This is a genomic window from Streptomyces sp. NPDC001904 (assembly GCF_040297005.1).
Lineage (GTDB): Bacteria > Actinomycetota > Actinomycetes > Streptomycetales > Streptomycetaceae > Streptomyces.
Genome location: NZ_JBEOYI010000012.1, coordinates 106027 through 122764, shown reverse-complemented (window position 1 = coordinate 122764; position 16738 = coordinate 106027). Strand labels below are relative to the sequence as shown.

The window sequence follows — 16738 nt, the reverse complement described above, 5'->3', positions numbered from 1 at the left end:
CGTCCCCGCTGGCACCCGTCCCCCCTTCTTCCCTAGGACTTTTCATGGCTGTGCACCCCGAGGTCGCCGCTCTGCTGGAGCGCTCCAACCGGCTCGGCGCCGATCCCCGCAACACCAACTACGCCGGCGGCAACACGTCCGCGAAGGCGCTCGCCCCCGACCCGGTGACCGGCGGCGACGTCGAGCTGATGTGGGTGAAGGGCTCGGGCGGCGACCTGGGCACGCTCACCGCGTCCGGTCTCGCCGCGCTCCGCATCGACCGGCTGCGGGCGCTGACCGAGGTGTATCCGGGAGTGGAGCGCGAGGACGAGATGGTCGCCGCGTTCGACTACTGCCTGCACGGCAAGGGCGGCGCGGCGCCCTCCATCGACACGGCCATGCACGGTCTGGTGGACGCCGCCCACGTCGATCACCTGCACCCCGACTCCGGGATCGCCCTTGCCTGCGCGGCCGACGGCGAGAAGCTGACCGCCCGGTGCTTCGGCGACAAGGTGGTGTGGGTGCCGTGGCGGCGGCCCGGCTTCCAGCTCGGCCTGGACATCGCCGCCGTCAAGGCCGCCAACCCGCAGGCCGTCGGCTGTGTCCTCGGCGGGCACGGCATCACCGCGTGGGGCGACACGGCCGCGGAGTGCGAGGCGAACTCGCTGTTCATCATCCGTACCGCGGAGACGTTCCTCGCCGAGCACGGCACGGCGGAGCCGTTCGGCCCGGTCCTCGACGGGTACGCGCCGCTCGACCCGGCCGGACGGCGCGAGCGGGCCGCCGCGCTCGCCCCGCTGATCCGCGGCCTCGCCTCCACGGACCGCCCCCAGGTCGGCCACTTCGACGACTCCGAGGCCGTCCTCGACTTCCTCGCCCGTGCCGAGCACCCGCGCCTGGCGGCGCTCGGCACGTCCTGCCCGGACCACTTCCTGCGCACGAAGGTCCGCCCGCTGGTCCTCGACCTGCCGCCGACGGCCGGATCCGACGCGGTGGAAGCCCGGTTGAGGGAGCTGCACGCCGCCTACCGCGAGGAGTACGCCGCCTACTACGAGCGACACGCGAGCCCCGACTCCCCCGCGATGCGCGGCGCCGACCCGGCGATCGTCCTCGTCCCCGGCGTCGGCATGTTCTCCTTCGGCAAGGACAAGCAGACGGCGCGCGTGGCGGGCGAGTTCTACCTCAACGCCGTCAACGTGATGCGGGGCGCCGAGGCGGTCTCCACGTACGCGCCGATCGACGAGTCGGAGAAGTTCCGCATCGAGTACTGGTCCCTGGAGGAGGCCAAGCTCCGGCGGATGCCCCGGCCCAAGCCGCTCGCGACCCGCGTGGCGCTGGTGACGGGCGCGGGCAGCGGCATCGGCCGGGCCATCGCCCAGCGCCTGGCGGCCGAGGGCGCCTGTGTCGTGGTGGCCGATCTGAACGCCGAGGGCGCGGCGGCGGTCGCCGGTGAACTCGGCGGCACGGACCAGGCGATCGCGGTGACGGTGGACGTCACGTCGGAGGAGCAGATCACCGAGGCGTTCAAGGCGGCCGCGCTCGCCTTCGGCGGTGTCGACCTCGTCGTCAACAACGCCGGCATCTCGATCTCCAAGCCGCTGCTCGAGACCACCGCCAAGGACTGGGACCTCCAGCACGACATCATGGCCCGCGGCTCCTTCCTCGTCTCCCGCGAGGCGGCGCGCGTGATGAAGGCCCAGGGCATGGGCGGAGACATCGTCTACATCGCCTCCAAGAACGCGGTCTTCGCGGGCCCCAACAACATCGCCTACTCCGCCACCAAGGCCGACCAGGCCCACCAGGTCAGGCTTCTGGCGGCCGAGTTGGGCAGGGACGGCATCCGCGTCAACGGCGTCAACCCGGACGGAGTGGTGCGCGGCTCGGGCATCTTCGCGGGCGGCTGGGGCGCGCAGCGCGCGGCGACGTACGGGATCGAGGAGGAGAAGCTGGGCGAGTTCTACGCCCAGCGCACCCTGCTCAAGCGCGAGGTCCTCCCCGAGCACGTCGCGAACGCCGTGTTCGCCCTCACCGGCGGGGACCTCACGCACACCACGGGGCTGCACGTCCCGGTGGACGCGGGTGTGGCGGCGGCCTTCCTGCGCTGACCCGAACGGGCCCCGTCAGGGGCGCGGGGAACTGCGCGCAACCACGACGCACCCGCACACGAGCACGTCCCCAGCACCTCTCCGGAGCCCACGCATGCCCGAACTCCCCTACGCCGCAATAGACCTGGGCGCATCGAGCGGCCGAGTCATGACCGCCCGGGTCACCCCCGACACGCTCACCCTGACGGAGTCCCACCGCTTCCCGAACCGACCGGTCCGCACCGGAGACGCCCTCCAGTGGGACATCCTCGCCCTGTACGCGGGTGTCCTCGACGGGCTGCGCGCGGCGGGCCCGGTCCGCTCCCTCGGCATCGACAGCTGGGCCGTCGACTACGGCCTGCTCGACGCCGACGGGCGACTTCTCGGCAATCCGTTCCACTACCGCGACACCCGCACGGACGGCGTCGCGGAGCAGGTGTGGGCGGCGGTCCCGCAGTCCGAGCTGTACGCGGCCACGGGCATCCAGTACGCGCCGTTCAACACCCTGTACCAGCTCACGGCGGCCCGCGACTCCGTCCAACTCCGTTCGGCCGAACAGCTGTTGATGATCCCGGACCTCCTCACGTACTGGCTCACCGGCCGGGCGGGCACGGAGCTCACCAACGCCTCCACCACCCAGCTCATCGACCCGGGCACCGGGGACTGGGCGCACCGCACAGCGGCCCGCGCGGGCATCGACCTCGGGCTCTTCCCGCCCCTGCGCCGTCCCGGCGATCCGGCCGGTGAACTCCTGCCGCACGTCCTGGAGGAGACCGGCCTGACCGGTCCGGTCCCGGTGACGGCGGTCGCCTCCCACGACACGGCGTCGGCGGTGGTGGCGGTGCCGGCCACCACACCGCGCTTCGCCTACATCTGCACCGGGACGTGGTCCCTCGCGGGCCTCGAACTGCCCGCGCCCGTCCGCTTCGAGGAGAGCCGCGCGGCGAACTTCACCAACGAGCTCGGCATCGACGGCACGGTCCGCTATCTGCGCAACATCATGGGCCTGTGGCTGCTCCAGGAGTGCCAACGCGACTGGCGGGAAACGGACGTGACCGCTCTCCTGGACGCCGCGGCGCGGGCCGAGCCGCTGCGCTCCGTCGTGGACGCCGGTCACAGCGACTTCCTGGCGCCGGGCGGGATGCCCGGCCGGATCGCCGCCGCCTGCCGTGCGAGCGGTCAGCCCGAGCCGCGCACCCGCGCCGAGACGACCCGCTGCATCCTCGACTCGCTCGCCCTCGCCCACCGCCGGGCCGTCCTGGACGCGGCCCGGCTGGCGGACCGCGAGGTCGACGTCGTGCACATCGTCGGCGGCGGGGCCCGCAACGCGCTGCTGTGCCAGTTGACGGCCGACGCCTGCGGCCTGCCCGTGGTGGCGGGTCCCGCGGAGGCGGCCGCGCTCGGCAACGTCCTCGTGCAGGCGCGCGCCGACGGCGTCGTGGGCGATCTCGCCGCGATGCGGCAACTGCTCGCCTCCACCCAGCCGTTGACCCGGTACGAGCCGCGCGGCGACCGGGCGGCGTGGACGGCCGCCCACGTCCGGGTCACCACCTCGTGACCCGGGACCGCCGACCACGTACGCTGCACGCATCCGCTGTACCCATCCGATGATCGAGCCGCACCGACAACCGAAGGGGCCACGATGCGTGTCGCGCTCTTCCTGACCTGCGTCAACGACACGCTCTACCCGGACACGGGCCGTGCCGTGGTGAAACTGCTGACCAGACTGGGCGTGGAGGTGGACTTCCCGGCCGCCCAGACCTGCTGCGGACAGCCGCACTACAACACCGGATACCGCCGCGAGGCCGAGCCGCTGGCCCGTCATTACTCCGATGTCTTCGGGCCGGGGATCGCCTCCGGTGATTACGACGCAATCATCACGCCGTCCGGTTCGTGCGCGGCGATGGTGCGCGAGCTGTACCCCCGCATGGGGGAACGGGCGCGTGCCGAGGGCCGCGGCGACCGGCTCGCGGCGACGCTGGCGCCGGTGATCCCGAAGACGTACGAGCTGACCGAGTTCCTGGTGGACGTGCTGGGCGTCACCGATGTCGGCGCCTTCTACCCGCACAAGGTGACGTACCACCCGACCTGTCACGGCCTGCGCTCCCTCGGTCTCGGCGACCGCCCCACCCAACTCCTCAGGGCGGTCAAGGGACTTGAGCTGGTGGAGCTGCCCGGAGCCGAGGAGTGCTGCGGCTTCGGCGGCACTTTCGCCGTGAAGAACTCCGACGTGTCGGCGGCGATGGGCACCGACAAGGTCCGCAACGCGGAGTCCACCGGCGCCGACACGCTCTGCGCCGCCGACAACTCGTGCCTCCTGCACATCGGCGGCACGATGTCGCGCCTGAAGGTGGGCATGCGGCCGGTGCACATCGCGGAGATCCTGGCGAGCACGGAGGAGGCCCCCCTGTCATGAGCGGCACGTATCTCGGCATGCCCGCCTTCCCGAAGGCCGCGCACGACGCCGTACGGAACACCACCCTGCGCGCCAATCTGCGGCACGCCACCCACACCATCCGCGACAAGCGGGCCCGAGCCGTCGCCGAACTCGACGACTGGGCGCTGCTGCGGGAGGCCGGCAAGCAGATCAAGGACCACACGCTGCGCCATCTGGAGCACTATCTGGTCCAGTTGGAGGAGTCGGTCACGGCGGCGGGCGGCACCGTCCACTGGGCCGCCGACGCCGACGAGGCCAACCGCATCGTCACCCGTCTCGTGCGGGACACCGGCGAGTCGGAGGTCGTCAAGGTCAAGTCGATGGCCACCCAGGAGATCGGGCTCAACGAACACCTGGAGGCCGAGGGCATCCACGCCTACGAGACCGATCTCGCCGAGCTGATCGTGCAGCTGGGCGACGACCGTCCCTCGCACATCCTGGTGCCGGCCATCCACCGCAACCGCGGCGAGATCCGGGACATCTTCGCCCAGGAGATGGGCCGCTGGGGCCGCCCCGCCCCCGACGGACTCACCGACACCCCGGCCGAACTCGCCGAGGCCGCCCGGCTGCACCTGCGGGAGAAGTTCCTGCGCGCCAAGGTCGGCATCTCGGGCGCCAACTTCATGGTCGCCGAGACCGGCACCCTGGTCGTGGTCGAGTCCGAGGGCAACGGCCGGATGTGCCTGACCCTGCCCGAGACCCTGATCTCGGTCGTCGGCATCGAGAAGATCGTGCCCACTTGGCGCGACCTGGAGGTCTTCCTCCAGACGCTGCCCCGCTCCTCGACGGCCGAGCGGATGAACCCGTACACGTCGATGTGGACGGGCACCACCGACGGCGACGGCCCGCAGACCTTCCATCTGGTCCTGATCGACAACGGCCGCACCGACACCCTCGCCGACGAGGTCGGCCGCCAGGCGCTGCGCTGCATCCGCTGCTCCGCCTGCCTCAACGTCTGCCCGGTCTACGAGCGGGCGGGCGGTCACGCCTACGGCTCCGTCTACCCCGGCCCCATCGGTGCGATCCTCAGCCCGCAACTGCGTGGCACCGCGAGCGCCATCGACGCGTCACTGCCGTACGCGTCCTCGCTGTGCGGTGCCTGCTACGAGGTCTGCCCCGTCGCCATCGACATCCCGGAGGTCCTCGTCCATCTGCGCGAGCGGGTCGTGGAGGGCGGCGAGGTGACCCGACGCGGAGTGAAGGTCACCCTCAAGCCCGCCAAGGGACACGCGGCGGAGCGCGCCGCGATGCGCGCCGCCCGCTGGGCCTTCACCCACCCGGCCGCCCTCGCCACCGGGCAGCGCCTGGCGTCACGCACCCGCCGCTTCCATCCCCGTACGCTCCCGGGCCCGGGACGCGCCTGGACGGCGACCCGGGATCTCCCCGAGATCCCCCCGGAGTCCTTCCGCGACTGGTGGCAGCGGACCGACGGCGGAAAGGACAGCGGCAAGTGAGCAGCAGGGACGTGATCCTCGGCCGGGTCCGGCGGGCCCTGGGCGGCCCCGTCGCGCCGCCCGTCTCGTACGACACCGACATCGACCGCGGCTATCGGCGCGAGCACGGCGAACGGACCGTGGAGCAGACGGTGGACCTGCTCGCGGAGAACCTCGCGGACTACCGGGCGATCGTGCACCGGTGCGCCGACGGGGAGCTGCCGAACCTGATCGCGCGGCTGCTCGCCGCACGCGGTTCGCAGACCGTGCTCGTCCCGCCGGGACTGCCCGAGGAGTGGATGTCGGCAGCCGACCCGACGCGCGTCCACGACCGGGCGGTCGCCACCGCCGCGGAACTCGACCGGGTCGAGAGCGTGGTCACCGGCTGCGCGGTGGCCGTCGCCGAGACGGGCACCCTCGTCCTCGACGCCTCCCCCGACCAGGGCCGGCGCCGGATCAGTCTCGTCCCGGACCACCACATCGTGGTCGTCCGGGTACCGGACCAGGTCGTGTCCGCCGTCCCGCAGGCCCTCGAACGGCTCGACCCGGCGCGTCCGCTGACCTGGATCTCGGGACCGTCCGCGACCAGCGACATCGAGCTGGACCGGGTCGAAGGGGTGCACGGACCGCGCACCCTGGAGGTCGTCCTGGTGAGCGGGGACTGAGCGGCGCGGTTAGCGTGACTGCATGATCCGGTTCGATCAGGTCACCAAGCGGTACGCGGACGGCACCACGGCGGTGGACGGCCTCTCCTTCGAGGTCGCCGAGGGCGAACTGGTCACGCTCGTCGGGCCGTCCGGCTGCGGCAAGACCACGACGATGATGATGGTCAACCGGCTCATCGAGCCGACGTCGGGGCGGATCTACGTCGACGGCGAGGACATCGCGTCGGTCGACCCGGTGAAGCTGCGCCGCCGCATCGGCTACGTCATCCAGCAGGTCGGCCTCTTCCCGCACCGCACGATCCTCGACAACACGGCGACCGTGCCCGCCCTGATCGGCTGGAAGAAGGCCAGGGCGAGGGCGCGCGCCGCCGAACTGCTCGACCTGGTGGGCCTGGACCCGTCGACGTTCGGCGGCCGCTATCCGGAACAGCTCTCCGGTGGCCAGCGGCAGCGCGTGGGCGTCGCCCGCGCGCTCGCGGCGGATCCGCCGGTCCTCCTCATGGACGAGCCGTTCGGCGCGGTCGACCCGGTCGTGCGCGAGCAGTTGCAGGACGAGTTCCTGCGGATGCAGGCAGCGGTGCGCAAGACGGTCCTCCTCGTCACGCACGACATCGAGGAGGCGGTCCGGCTCGGCGACCGGATCGCGGTGTACGGACAGGGGCGCATCGAGCAGTTCGACACCCCGGGCGCGGTCCTGGGCACGCCCGCGACGCCGTACGTCGCCGAGTTCGTCGGCGCGGACCGCGGTCTGAAGCGGCTGTCGGTGACCCGGATCGAGCCGGACGACCTGGAGCAGCCGGCGGTGGCCCGGCTCGACGAGTCCGCGGATGGGGCGGCCGCCCGGATGCGGGAGTCGGGCGCCCGCTGGGCGGTCGTCCTGGACGCCGAGGGCGATCTGCACGGCTGGGTCGGGCTCGACGAGGCGGCGCTCGCCGGGCAGGACGGCCGGGTCGCCGATCTCGCGCACCGGATGAACGCCTGGGTTCCGGTCGGCGCCCCGCTCAAGCAGGCGTTCGGCGTGATGCTCCAGCACGACGCCGGCTGGGTCGCGGTCCTCGACGGCTCCCGCTTCCTCGGGGTGCTGACCCCGGCGAAGCTGCACGAGGCGCTGCGCCGGTCGGTCGACGCCGACGCGCAGGGGATCGGGCGGGACGAGGTGACGTTCGACTCGGTCGCGGACGCGTGATCCTTTCGGACTTTCCCGGGGTAACTCTCACCCTAAACTTCAACTTGAGCCTTGCTTCCGTGGAGTGCCGCAGGGCGGGCGCCGCGCCGGTTCATGGCGATCAGGTTCTCGTCGTGCACGGTGTCGGCGATCACCCGGTCGGGCCGGTGGGCGGCCAGCTCCGGTGCCGGTCCTCCACCGGTGATCTCCCGTGCGGCGAGCCGGCCGAGAACGGGGGCCAACGTGACACCGCTGTGCGACACCAGGTGGTACAGACCGGGCGCCCCGGGCGCCGTGCCCACCAGGGGAAGACCGTCGAGGGGTACGGGTCTGACCCCGATCCGGGCGGTGGCGATCCGCGCGCCCGCGACTCCGGGGACGATCTCGTCGGCGCGCCGGTGGAGTTCCTCCGGGAGGCCGTCGACGGCGCCCCGCAGCCGCGCGTCGACCTCCCAGGACAGCGCGAGCACCCCGCCGTCGGCGGTGGGCCGCAGGTCGAGACCGGGGACGGAGAGGATCGCGGTGAGCGGCCGCCCGGGCAGTGGTCCGCTCGTCGTGATCAGGCCCGGAACGCGGCGCAGAGGCAGCCCCACCCCGGCCAGGGCGGCGATGCGATCGGCGGCGGGGCCCGCGCAGTTGACGACGGCGTCGGCGTGCCAGGTGCGTGCCCCCGCCCGCGCCCCGGTGATCCGCTCCCCGTCCCGCGTCAGGCCCGTCACCGGCGCCCCGTAGTGCGTCTCGACGCTGCCCCGGCGCGCGGCGGCGTCGAGGAGCGCGCGCACGAACCGGGGCGCGTCGTACCAGGCGCCGCCGCCGTGCACGACGATCTCGTCGGCGGGGCAGGCGGCCGGGTCGACGGCGGGGGCGAGATCGCGCAGCGCGGAAGCGGGCGCGAGGTGGCAGTCGTGACCCCACTCCCGGGCGCGCGCCGCCCTCTCGCGCAGAGCCCGCTGGCCTTCCTCGTCGTCCGCCCACTGCACGAGCGGCACCGGATGGCGCCAGCCGGGCCCGCCGATCTCCTCGGCGAGCCGCAGATGGCCCTCGGATCCCTGCCGGTTCAGCCGGTAGTACGCGTACGGGGTCTTGAGGTGGGTGACGTCGGCGGCGAACGTGGCGCCGGACGTCCCGGCCGCGGGCTCCGGCGCCTGCTCGACGAGTACGACATGGGCGCCCTCGCGGGCGAGGTGGTACGTGACACAGGCGCCGAGCACGCCCGCGCCGACGACAACGACTCGGTTCATCGGTGTCCCCCGTTTCCGGTGCTCAAGGTGGGGCGGCCGGCCGTTCCGGATTCCCCGATCCGGTCACCGCACACCCGTCCGGTACCGGTCTACTTCAACAGTCCCTTGTCTTCCAGGTACGTGCGCGCGACGTCTTCGGGCAGCCGCCGCCAGCTGTCGACCTGCTGGTTGAGGGAGGCCAGGTCGTCGGTCGTGAGCACGGAGTTGAGGGCGCCGAGCGCCGTGGCGACCTTGTCGCTGCCCGCCCGGGACCGGTTGACGACGGGCACGATGTAGTCGGCGTTCTGGAGGTGCTTGTCGTCGTCGAGGATGACCAGCCCGAAGTCGGTGAGCGTGGCGTCGGTGCTGGTGATCAGCACCATCTGGTCCTGCCCGTTCTGCACGGCCTGCTTGGACTGCGTGGTGCCGACGCCCTTGGGGTCGATGCCGGTGATGTCGATGCCGTAGACGCTCTTCAGGCCCGGCTCGCAGTACGGGCGTTGCACGCACTCGTCCCCGGCGGCGAGCCGCACCCCGAGCCCGGAGGCGCCGAGATCGCTGAGCGTCTTGAGGTCGTGCTTCTTCGCGTATGCGGCGGTGACGGCGAAGGCGTTCTGGTCGACGGCCCGGCCGGGGTCGAGGACCGTGAGGCCGCGGGGTGCGGCAAGGGTGCGCAGGGCCTTCATCGTGGCGTCGAGGTCGGGCGAGCCGACCGGCTTCGCGTCTGCGCCGTGGGTCTTGGCGTTGAGCCAGTCGGCGAAAGTCGCGGCGTACTCCGGGACGACGTCGATCTGCCCCGATTCGAGGGCGGGTTCGTACAGCTCGCGGTTGGCGACGGACAGGATCTCGGTCCCGTATCCGGCGTTCTTCAGCAGGAGCGCGTACATGTTGGCCAGCAGGTCGCTCTCGGTGAACCCGGCCGACCCGATCACAAGATGACGGCTGTCGCCCGGCGGCGCGGTCACCTCGCCCTGGTTCTCCAGGGAGGGCCCGCCGCCGCACCCGGCGAGCAGCAGCACGCCCAGCACCAGCGCCACGCACCACGACCGTAGCCGCCTCATCCGGCCCTCCCCCGCGTCCAGGCCGGAGCGAGCCGTTCGGCGACCTCGAAGAGTCCCTCGACGATCAGCGCGAACCCGGCGACGAGCACCGCGCCGGCCACCACCTGCGGGGTGCTGGCGAGGTTGAACCCGGCGGTGATGATCCGCCCGAGTCCCCCGCCGCCCGCGAGGGCGGCGATGGTCGCGGTGGCGACGAGCTGCACCGCGGCGATCCGTACCCCGTTCATGATCATCGGCAGGGCGAGGGGAACCTCCACCTTCCACAGCATCTGCGGCCCGGTCATGCCCATGCCCCGCGCGGCCCGTACGACCCCTCGGTCCACGCCGCGCATGCCCACGTAGGCGTTGGTGAGCAGCGGCGGTACGGCGAACAGGACGAGGGCGACGACGGTCGGTCCCTCCCCGTACTGTCCGAGCGGGGTGAGCAGGAGCAGCACCAGCACGGCGAACGTGGGCACGGCCCGCCCCACGTTGGAGATGTTGACGGCGAGCGCCCCGCCCCTGCCGAGGTGCCCGAGGACGAGCGCGACGGGCAGGGCGATGAGACAGCTCACGACCAGACACACGAGGGTGAGCACCAGATGCTGCTGGAGCCGGTGCCAGATGCCGTCGTCGCCCGACCAGTGGGACGGGTCGGCGAGCCAGTTCCAGGCGTCGGTGAGGGTCTTCACGCGGATCCCGCCCTCGTCCAGGGGGTGAGCAGCCGTCCGATCCAGAGCAGCAGCAGGTCGGCGACGATCGCGATGACGACGCACAGCACGGACGCGGTCAGCACCTGCGCCTTGAAGTACGTGTTCATCCCGGAGTAGATGAGGTTCCCGAGCCCGCCGTACCCGACGATGGCGCCGACGGTCACCAGGGACACGGCCGACACGGTGGCGATGCGCAGTCCGGCCAGGGCCGCGGGCAGCGCGAGCGGCAGTTCGACGGTGAGCAGCAGTCGGACGGGTCCGTATCCCATGCCCCGGGCGGCCTGCCGGGTCTCCTCGGGGACGGCCCGGAGCCCGGCGAGGATGTTCCGCACGAGCAGGGTCAGGGAGTACAGGACGAGCCCGGCGACGACGAGCGTCGCGGACAGCCCGTAGGCGGGCAGCAGCAGCGAGAACATGGCCAGCGACGGGATCGTGTACAGCACGGTCGTCAGGGCGAGCACGGGCCCGGCGGCCCAGCCCCAGCGGCGGGCGACGACGGCCAGCGGCACGGCGATGACCAGCGCGATCGCGACGGCGACGACGGTGATCTGCAGATGCTGGAGCACGGCGTCCACGAGGATGTGGCGGCGCGTGGTCAGGTACGCGCCGCAGATCCAGTCGTTGCGGGCGAGACAGTCGTCCGGCGGCGCGTCGGACACCGCGCTCGCCGCCGGCACTGCGATCACGAAGGGCACTCGACCATTCCAGTGGCCCGGGCGTCGGTCGGCGCGCTGGGATGGCCCGTACGGGCCATGCGGCGTCCGGAGGGGCGGTTTCCCGCCGCCCGACTGACGCGGAACGGGAGCGGGGCTAGGTTGTCGGACATGAGCAATCTTGATCGCGAGGCGGTTCCCTCGGTGTGCGGCGGCCGCGGCTTCGTCGTCGCGGAACCGGTGCGCGAACTCCTCAGCCCACGACACGTGAAGCTGGGCGGGTCCACCGAGGTACGTCGACTGCTGCCGAACCTGGGCCGCCGCATGGTCGGGGCCTGGGCGTTCGTCGACCACTACGGGCCGGACGACATCGCCGACGAGCCCGGCATGCAGGTTCCGCCGCACCCGCACATGGGCCTGCAGACCGTCTCGTGGCTGCACGAGGGCGAGGTGCTGCACCGCGACTCGACCGGCAGCCTGCAGACGATCCGCCCCCGCGAGCTGGGTCTGATGACGTCCGGCCGAGCGATCTCCCACTCGGAGGAGTCCCCTGCCGCCCACGCCCGCTTCCTGCACGGCGCCCAGCTGTGGGTCGCGCTCCCCGACGCCCACCGCCACACGGACCCGCGCTTCGAGCACCACGCGGTCCTCCCGACGGCGACGGCCCCCGGCCTCACGGCGACCGTGATCCTGGGCTCCCTCGACGGTTCGGTCTCCCCCGGAACGACGTACACCCCGCTCGTCGGCGCCGACCTGTCCCTCTCCGACGGCGCCGACGTCCGCGTCCCCCTGGAGCCGGACTTCGAGTACGCCGTCCTGTCGATGTCGGGCGAGACCCACGTCGACGGCGTCCCCCTCCTCCCCGGCTCGATGCTCTACCTGGGCTGCGGCCGCACCGACCTCCCGGTACGAGCCGCGTCGGACGCGGGCCTGATGCTGCTGGGCGGGGAGCCGTTCGAGGAGGAGCTGGTGATGTGGTGGAACTTCATCGGCAGGTCGCAGGACGACATCACTCAGGCTCGGGAGGACTGGATGAGTGGGTCGCGGTTTGGGGAGGTCAAGGGGTACGACGGGGGGCGGTTGGATGCGCCCGAGCTACCGCCTGTGCCGCTCAAGCCCCGGGGTCGAGTGCGCTGAGCGGACTGTCCTCGGCGTGACCGGCGGGAAATCGGGAGAGCGGCGAAGCCGACTCACCCGGCTTCCCTCAAACACGATCACTAACGCTTCTCACGGCACCTTTTCCTGCACCTACGAGTCGCAAGTTCCGTCAGCCGCAGCCAGCTTTGGTCGGACTGATGCTGACCCGATGCCGACTTTTGTCGGCCGAACCGCGCGATCCTGCCAACAGTCATGCCCCCTCATGGTGACTGAGGTCGAAGCACATCACCGCGAACGTGATCTCCGGCGCAGTATCGGCTGATCAAAGTGCGGGCGACGTAGATGGCGTGTGCCACCTTCTGATCGCATTGAGGGGAGACTTCGGTCCTGCCCCATTTCTGTTGCGGGCGTGGCTGGTTCGCTGTTTCTGCTTTGCGGATGGGCGGGCGTGTGGTTGCGTGCCCTGTGGTGTCGTTCTTGGGGCGTGTGTGAGGTCGTCAAAGTTAGATCTTGGTGCTGCCCGTCGGGTGTGTGAGGTGGCGGCTGGTGTTTCGCTGCCGGCGAGTTCGTCGGTGCTCAAGGCATGGGTACGTGGAGTGCGGGTGGTGCTGGCTGTCCGGTTGGACACAGGGGAAATTGAGCGCCCGGGTCGAGCGTCGCCAGCCTGTTCGGCCAGCTGCCAGCTCGATGCCGGTCAGTAGCCCGAGCAAGAAGGCGCGGGCCGTGGCACGCGGCTCCGCTCACCTGAACCGGCTCGCGATCCGGGCCATGGTTGGTCGAACATCGCCCGCCAGTGGGCGGCGTCTTTGCCGTGGCTCTTCGCCCGGGCCCTGGCCAACAACCACCAGATGGACGCCGAAGCCACCATCGGCCGCCCGACCGGCATCCTCGAAACCCACCACAACGGCTGGGCCGGCGACGACACCGCCCTGCTCGCCCTTCGCCTGCCACCGGCCTCATGACCTCGCACTCACGCAGCCTTCGGTCTGCGATGCTGATCCGACGAACGCAGTGATACGCGCGGCTATCGCGCAGAGGACTCTCCGCTTGAGACTGCCTGTCTCAGCGTACGAGCTCGGCCCTCCCCTTCCCGCGCCAGAGACCGGCTCTGCTCGATGAGCGCACGAGCCTCTCGCTGCAACTCGCGTGCGGTATGCCGCAGCTCGCGGGCGGCGTCCCGCACCTCGCACGCTTGGCGGCAAGTGATGCGGGCGCGTTCCAGGGCGTAGCCGCTGCCTGTACTCAGGCCTACGAGCCGCCTGTCCTCCGACATACCCCGCATCTTCCCGGAACTCAGGTCCACGAAGCAGTGGGCCGCGGCCGGGCCAGGTGCGCTCCGGGGTGCGCCCACTGCTCCGGCTCCGGAGGATACCGGGTGACCTGCCGGAGCTGCTTCTCCTGACCGCGCCGACGGGTCAGGCGGGGTATCTGCTCGACGAAGACGCGGCGGGTGCACTCGGAGTTCCTCGCAGGCCGGGCAAGCGGCACCGTTCGCAGTGCCTTCCGCGTCGACCTGCACTATCGCGATGCTCACGTCCACCGACAGCACCGCAACGTCCGCGATCGATCCTGCAGGGATGAACCATTTCGGCGACGCGCGCCTGCACACCTGGACGCTGCGCTTGATGGCCCTGATCGGGCTGGACACCACAGACCTCGGCGTGATCCCCCCTGCCGCGACGCTGAAGATTCCTCCGACTGTGCCGTTCTGGGTCCACGACGAGCGGCTCGTCATGGTGGAGACCTGGCACGCAGAACGCTGGATCGACGACGCCGACGCCATCGCCCTGCACCTGCGCATCTGGCGCACCCTGCGGGAATCAGCCGTCTACGGCGCCGACGCACAGGAGCTGATCAGCCGTGCCCGCTGCACCCTGCACGCCGGATGAACCCCATCCCAAGCTCACCGCCCCGTCGCACACTGAAAGACCGGCGTCATCGACGCGTTGAGGAGCGGTTCCCCCTGTTGCCGGTCTCCGGCCGTCACATGCGTACGTTTGCTGGGACGACGGCGCTCGCCACGCTCCGCCAGAAGCCGGGTGTCACTGGGGCCCGGACTTCTGACGGAACGCGTTGGCGTCGGACCAACCGTCCGACTGGCCGCGCAGCTGTGCGGCGTTCTCTGCATGACCGCGTACGCCCTCGCTGCTGCGGCGGAGCAGGACCAGGAGCAGTGCGGCGATGACCAGCAGTCCGCTGACTATGAGCACGATGGCGACAAGCATGATTCCCCCGTTCGCCGACGATGGACGCGTCCTCGTCCCGAATCGTCGGTCCGCCTCGATGGTAGGCCTGACGGGCCGGCGGTCACACCCGTCGCAAGGATGACATGGATCAGGGCGGAGAAGACGTATGCAGACCAGCGTCCAGGCCCTGATCATCGCGGGGTGCCGGGGACCACGGCAAGCGCGGCACCATGAGGTTCTTGTGCTTGAGCGGGAACAGGCGCGCGATGTCCTCATCGCGGATCTCGTGGCCCTCGGCACGGAGCTGGGCGACGGCGGCGTCGATGTACGTCGGTACACCTGATGGATGGCCCCGGCAGGTGCGAGAACCGTCAGGTACCGCCCACCAACCGTCAGAATGTGACTCAACGAGCGGCCGACGGGCCGGATCGATGGTGGACGGAGTCGCCCGCAAGGCCGACAGGGGACGTGTCAGAGCTGTCGCGTGGTGATCAAGTTGGTTCCGTGCACCGTGTCCACTTCCCGCCCGGTCTCAGTGAATCCGACCTTGGCCAGCACACGTCGAGAAGCGGTGTTCCAGTCCCAGACCGTGGCCCACAGACGTGCGTACCCACACGACCTCGCCCATTCGATGACCGCCAAAGAAGCCTCGGTCGCATATCCCTGACACCAAACTCGACGTAGCAGCTCGAATGCCAGCCCCGGCTCCCCTGCCGGTCCTCGTCCGCCGTCGATCAGCCCGCAATAGCCGATGACATCACGAGAGGCCATCCGCTCGATCGCCAGCAAACCGCTCGACCACATCTGGTTGTTGCGGATCGAATCCTCGAGTTCCGCGATCGTGGGGTGTCCGTCAGCGTCGATCCGACGGTGCGGGGGGGGCACTCGTGGATCACGTTCGGTCCACAACTCATGCTGGACGGCTGCCTAGGCTGCCCGCCAAGGTCTGAGCAGCAGGCGACTTGTCTCAAGTAAGACCTCACTGCCCAGAGCTGCGCCATCTGTCATGGCGCAACCGATGCTCGGCAGCAGAACGCCGTCCGGTCCATGGCCATGGGCAGTAGGTCTACCGGGGCCTCCGGCATGACGGTGTTCCGCGCTGCGCAGGCGGGCAGACCGTGGGACCTGGCCCCGGTCAGGACGCCGGGGCGGTCAGGACGGCCTCGGCAGCCAGCCGGAGACTCCTGATCATCGGATTCGGGTCGCCCTTGCGACTGACCAGGACGATCCGGCTGGGAGGAGCGCCCTCGACCGGGACGGTGACAAGGTGGGGACGCAGTGAGCTACGCCGGTCGCCGACCGGTAGCACGGCGATGGCCCTGCCACTCGCGACGAGTTCGAGTTTGTCCTCGTAGCTCTCGATCGGCGGCACGCCGGCCCCGAGAATCCGGTAGGAAGCCCAGTCCGCGGTTTCGAACGCGCACGGCGCCGCCTCCTCGTCGGCCAGTTCTTCCGCGGTCACCGACGCGCGGTCGGCCAGCGGATGGCCGCGCGGGACCACGAGCATCCGGGGCTCCTCGTACAGCGGGGTGGTGAACACGTCGTCGGCGACGAGCGGCAGCGGGGCCCTCGCGATCAGGGCGTCGACGCGCTTGTCGGACAGTGCGCCGACGTCGCGGCAGTCCAGATGCCGGGTGGAGATCTCGGCATGGGGGTAACGGCGACGCAGCTCCTGTACGGCGTCGGTGATCACCAGGTCTTCGACGTAGCCGATGGCGATTCGTTCGGTCTGGGCTTCTTCCCGCACGGCCAGCTCGGCCTGGCGGGCGGCCTGCAGCAGGTCCTGGGCTCGGGGAAGAAACGTCCGGCCGGCCGGAGTGAGCCGGGTGCCCTGGGACGTACGGTCCAGCAGTCGCGTGCCGAGATATTTCTCGAGCCGTTGGATCTGACGGCTCAGCGCAGGCTGGGCCACGTGCAGGTCGGCGGCGGCCCGGCCGAAGTGCTGGTGCGCCGCCACCACGGTGAAGTAGCGCACGAGCCGCAGGTCCAGGTCCTGTCCGGGATCGTTCATCCTTGCAGGCTACGCGTCATGCCGTTTCGGAATGAGCGGGTTGCCGAACCGGTC

17 protein-coding genes are annotated in these 16738 nt (G+C 71.0%); 10 read left to right on the top strand and 7 right to left on the bottom strand.

The features are described 5' to 3' along the window. Positions 1-44 precede the first annotated feature (44 nt). From ABT127_RS20925 to ABT127_RS20900, 6 genes are all read left to right on the top strand, one after another. Positions 45-2084: a bifunctional aldolase/short-chain dehydrogenase gene (locus ABT127_RS20925; protein WP_351452001.1), complete on the top strand. Its 2040-nt coding sequence runs from the start codon at positions 45-47 to the stop codon at positions 2082-2084. A gap of 94 nt (positions 2085-2178) precedes the next feature. Next, the gene (locus ABT127_RS20920; RefSeq protein ID WP_351451998.1) at positions 2179-3621 is read left to right on the top strand and encodes a rhamnulokinase; all 1443 of its coding nucleotides are present in this window, start codon (positions 2179-2181) and stop codon (positions 3619-3621) included. A gap of 84 nt (positions 3622-3705) precedes the next feature. Beyond that, positions 3706-4479, top strand: a complete 774-nt coding sequence (locus ABT127_RS20915) for a (Fe-S)-binding protein (protein WP_351451995.1) — start codon at positions 3706-3708, stop codon at positions 4477-4479. Continuing rightward, the gene (locus tag ABT127_RS20910) at positions 4476-5954 is read left to right on the top strand and encodes a lactate utilization protein B (protein WP_351451992.1); all 1479 of its coding nucleotides are present in this window, start codon (positions 4476-4478) and stop codon (positions 5952-5954) included. Before ABT127_RS20915 ends, ABT127_RS20910 begins: the two co-directional genes overlap by 4 nt. Continuing rightward, complete coding sequence (locus ABT127_RS20905; protein WP_351451990.1) at positions 5951-6598, top strand: LutC/YkgG family protein; 648 nt, start codon at positions 5951-5953, stop codon at positions 6596-6598. The genes ABT127_RS20910 and ABT127_RS20905 overlap by 4 nt, the downstream gene beginning before the upstream one ends. A 22-nt stretch (positions 6599-6620) precedes the next feature. Continuing rightward, the gene (locus tag ABT127_RS20900) at positions 6621-7784 is read left to right on the top strand and encodes an ABC transporter ATP-binding protein (protein WP_351451987.1); all 1164 of its coding nucleotides are present in this window, start codon (positions 6621-6623) and stop codon (positions 7782-7784) included. A gap of 32 nt (positions 7785-7816) precedes the next feature. Here the strand turns inward: ABT127_RS20900 and ABT127_RS20895 are convergent, their stop codons facing one another. From ABT127_RS20895 to ABT127_RS20880, 4 genes are all read right to left on the bottom strand, one after another. Beyond that, positions 7817-9004, bottom strand: a complete 1188-nt coding sequence (locus ABT127_RS20895; RefSeq protein WP_351451984.1) for an NAD(P)/FAD-dependent oxidoreductase — start codon at positions 9002-9004, stop codon at positions 7817-7819. A gap of 89 nt (positions 9005-9093) precedes the next feature. Then, complete coding sequence (locus ABT127_RS20890; protein ID WP_351451981.1) at positions 9094-10044, bottom strand: ABC transporter substrate-binding protein; 951 nt, start codon at positions 10042-10044, stop codon at positions 9094-9096. Beyond that, positions 10041-10715 (bottom strand): ABC transporter permease, encoded by a 675-nt coding sequence (locus ABT127_RS20885; protein WP_351451978.1) that lies wholly within the window; start codon positions 10713-10715, stop codon positions 10041-10043. Before ABT127_RS20885 ends, ABT127_RS20890 begins: the two co-directional genes overlap by 4 nt. After that, a complete protein-coding gene (locus ABT127_RS20880) occupies positions 10712-11395 on the bottom strand; it encodes an ABC transporter permease (RefSeq protein WP_351452237.1) in 684 nt (227 codons plus the stop codon). The genes ABT127_RS20885 and ABT127_RS20880 overlap by 4 nt, the downstream gene beginning before the upstream one ends. Before the next feature lie 165 nt (positions 11396-11560). Here ABT127_RS20880 and ABT127_RS20875 point away from each other — a divergent pair, with 165 nt between their 5' ends. The 3 genes from ABT127_RS20875 (at position 11561) to ABT127_RS20865 (ending at position 14376) form a co-directional block, all read left to right on the top strand. Then, entirely contained in the window at positions 11561-12526 is a 966-nt protein-coding gene (locus ABT127_RS20875; RefSeq protein WP_351451976.1) for a pirin family protein, read from the top strand. A 767-nt stretch (positions 12527-13293) separates the two neighbouring features. Next, positions 13294-13449 carry a hypothetical protein gene (locus ABT127_RS20870; RefSeq protein ID WP_351451974.1) on the top strand — a complete coding sequence of 52 codons (156 nt, stop codon included), beginning with the start codon at positions 13294-13296 and terminating at the stop codon, positions 13447-13449. A gap of 564 nt (positions 13450-14013) precedes the next feature. Then, complete coding sequence (locus ABT127_RS20865; RefSeq protein WP_351451971.1) at positions 14014-14376, top strand: Scr1 family TA system antitoxin-like transcriptional regulator; 363 nt, start codon at positions 14014-14016, stop codon at positions 14374-14376. A gap of 153 nt (positions 14377-14529) precedes the next feature. Here ABT127_RS20865 and ABT127_RS20860 read toward each other — a convergent pair whose 3' ends face one another. Then, entirely contained in the window at positions 14530-14712 is a 183-nt protein-coding gene (locus ABT127_RS20860; protein WP_351451969.1) for a hypothetical protein, read from the bottom strand. A gap of 127 nt (positions 14713-14839) precedes the next feature. On the opposite strand from ABT127_RS20860, the gene ABT127_RS20855 reads away from it, so the two are divergent. Then, entirely contained in the window at positions 14840-15016 is a 177-nt protein-coding gene (locus tag ABT127_RS20855; RefSeq protein WP_351451967.1) for a hypothetical protein, read from the top strand. Positions 15017-15144: 128 nt separating this feature from the next. On the opposite strand, the gene ABT127_RS20850 is transcribed toward ABT127_RS20855, so the two are convergent. Both ABT127_RS20850 and ABT127_RS20845 read right to left on the bottom strand, forming a co-directional pair. Next, on the bottom strand, positions 15145-15558 hold the full coding sequence (locus tag ABT127_RS20850) for a GNAT family N-acetyltransferase (RefSeq protein WP_351451965.1): 414 nt from the start codon (positions 15556-15558) through the stop codon (positions 15145-15147). 250 nt (positions 15559-15808) lie between these two features. Continuing rightward, positions 15809-16684, bottom strand: coding sequence for a LysR family transcriptional regulator (locus ABT127_RS20845; protein ID WP_351451962.1), 876 nt, complete (start codon positions 16682-16684; stop codon positions 15809-15811). Positions 16685-16738 lie beyond the last annotated feature (54 nt).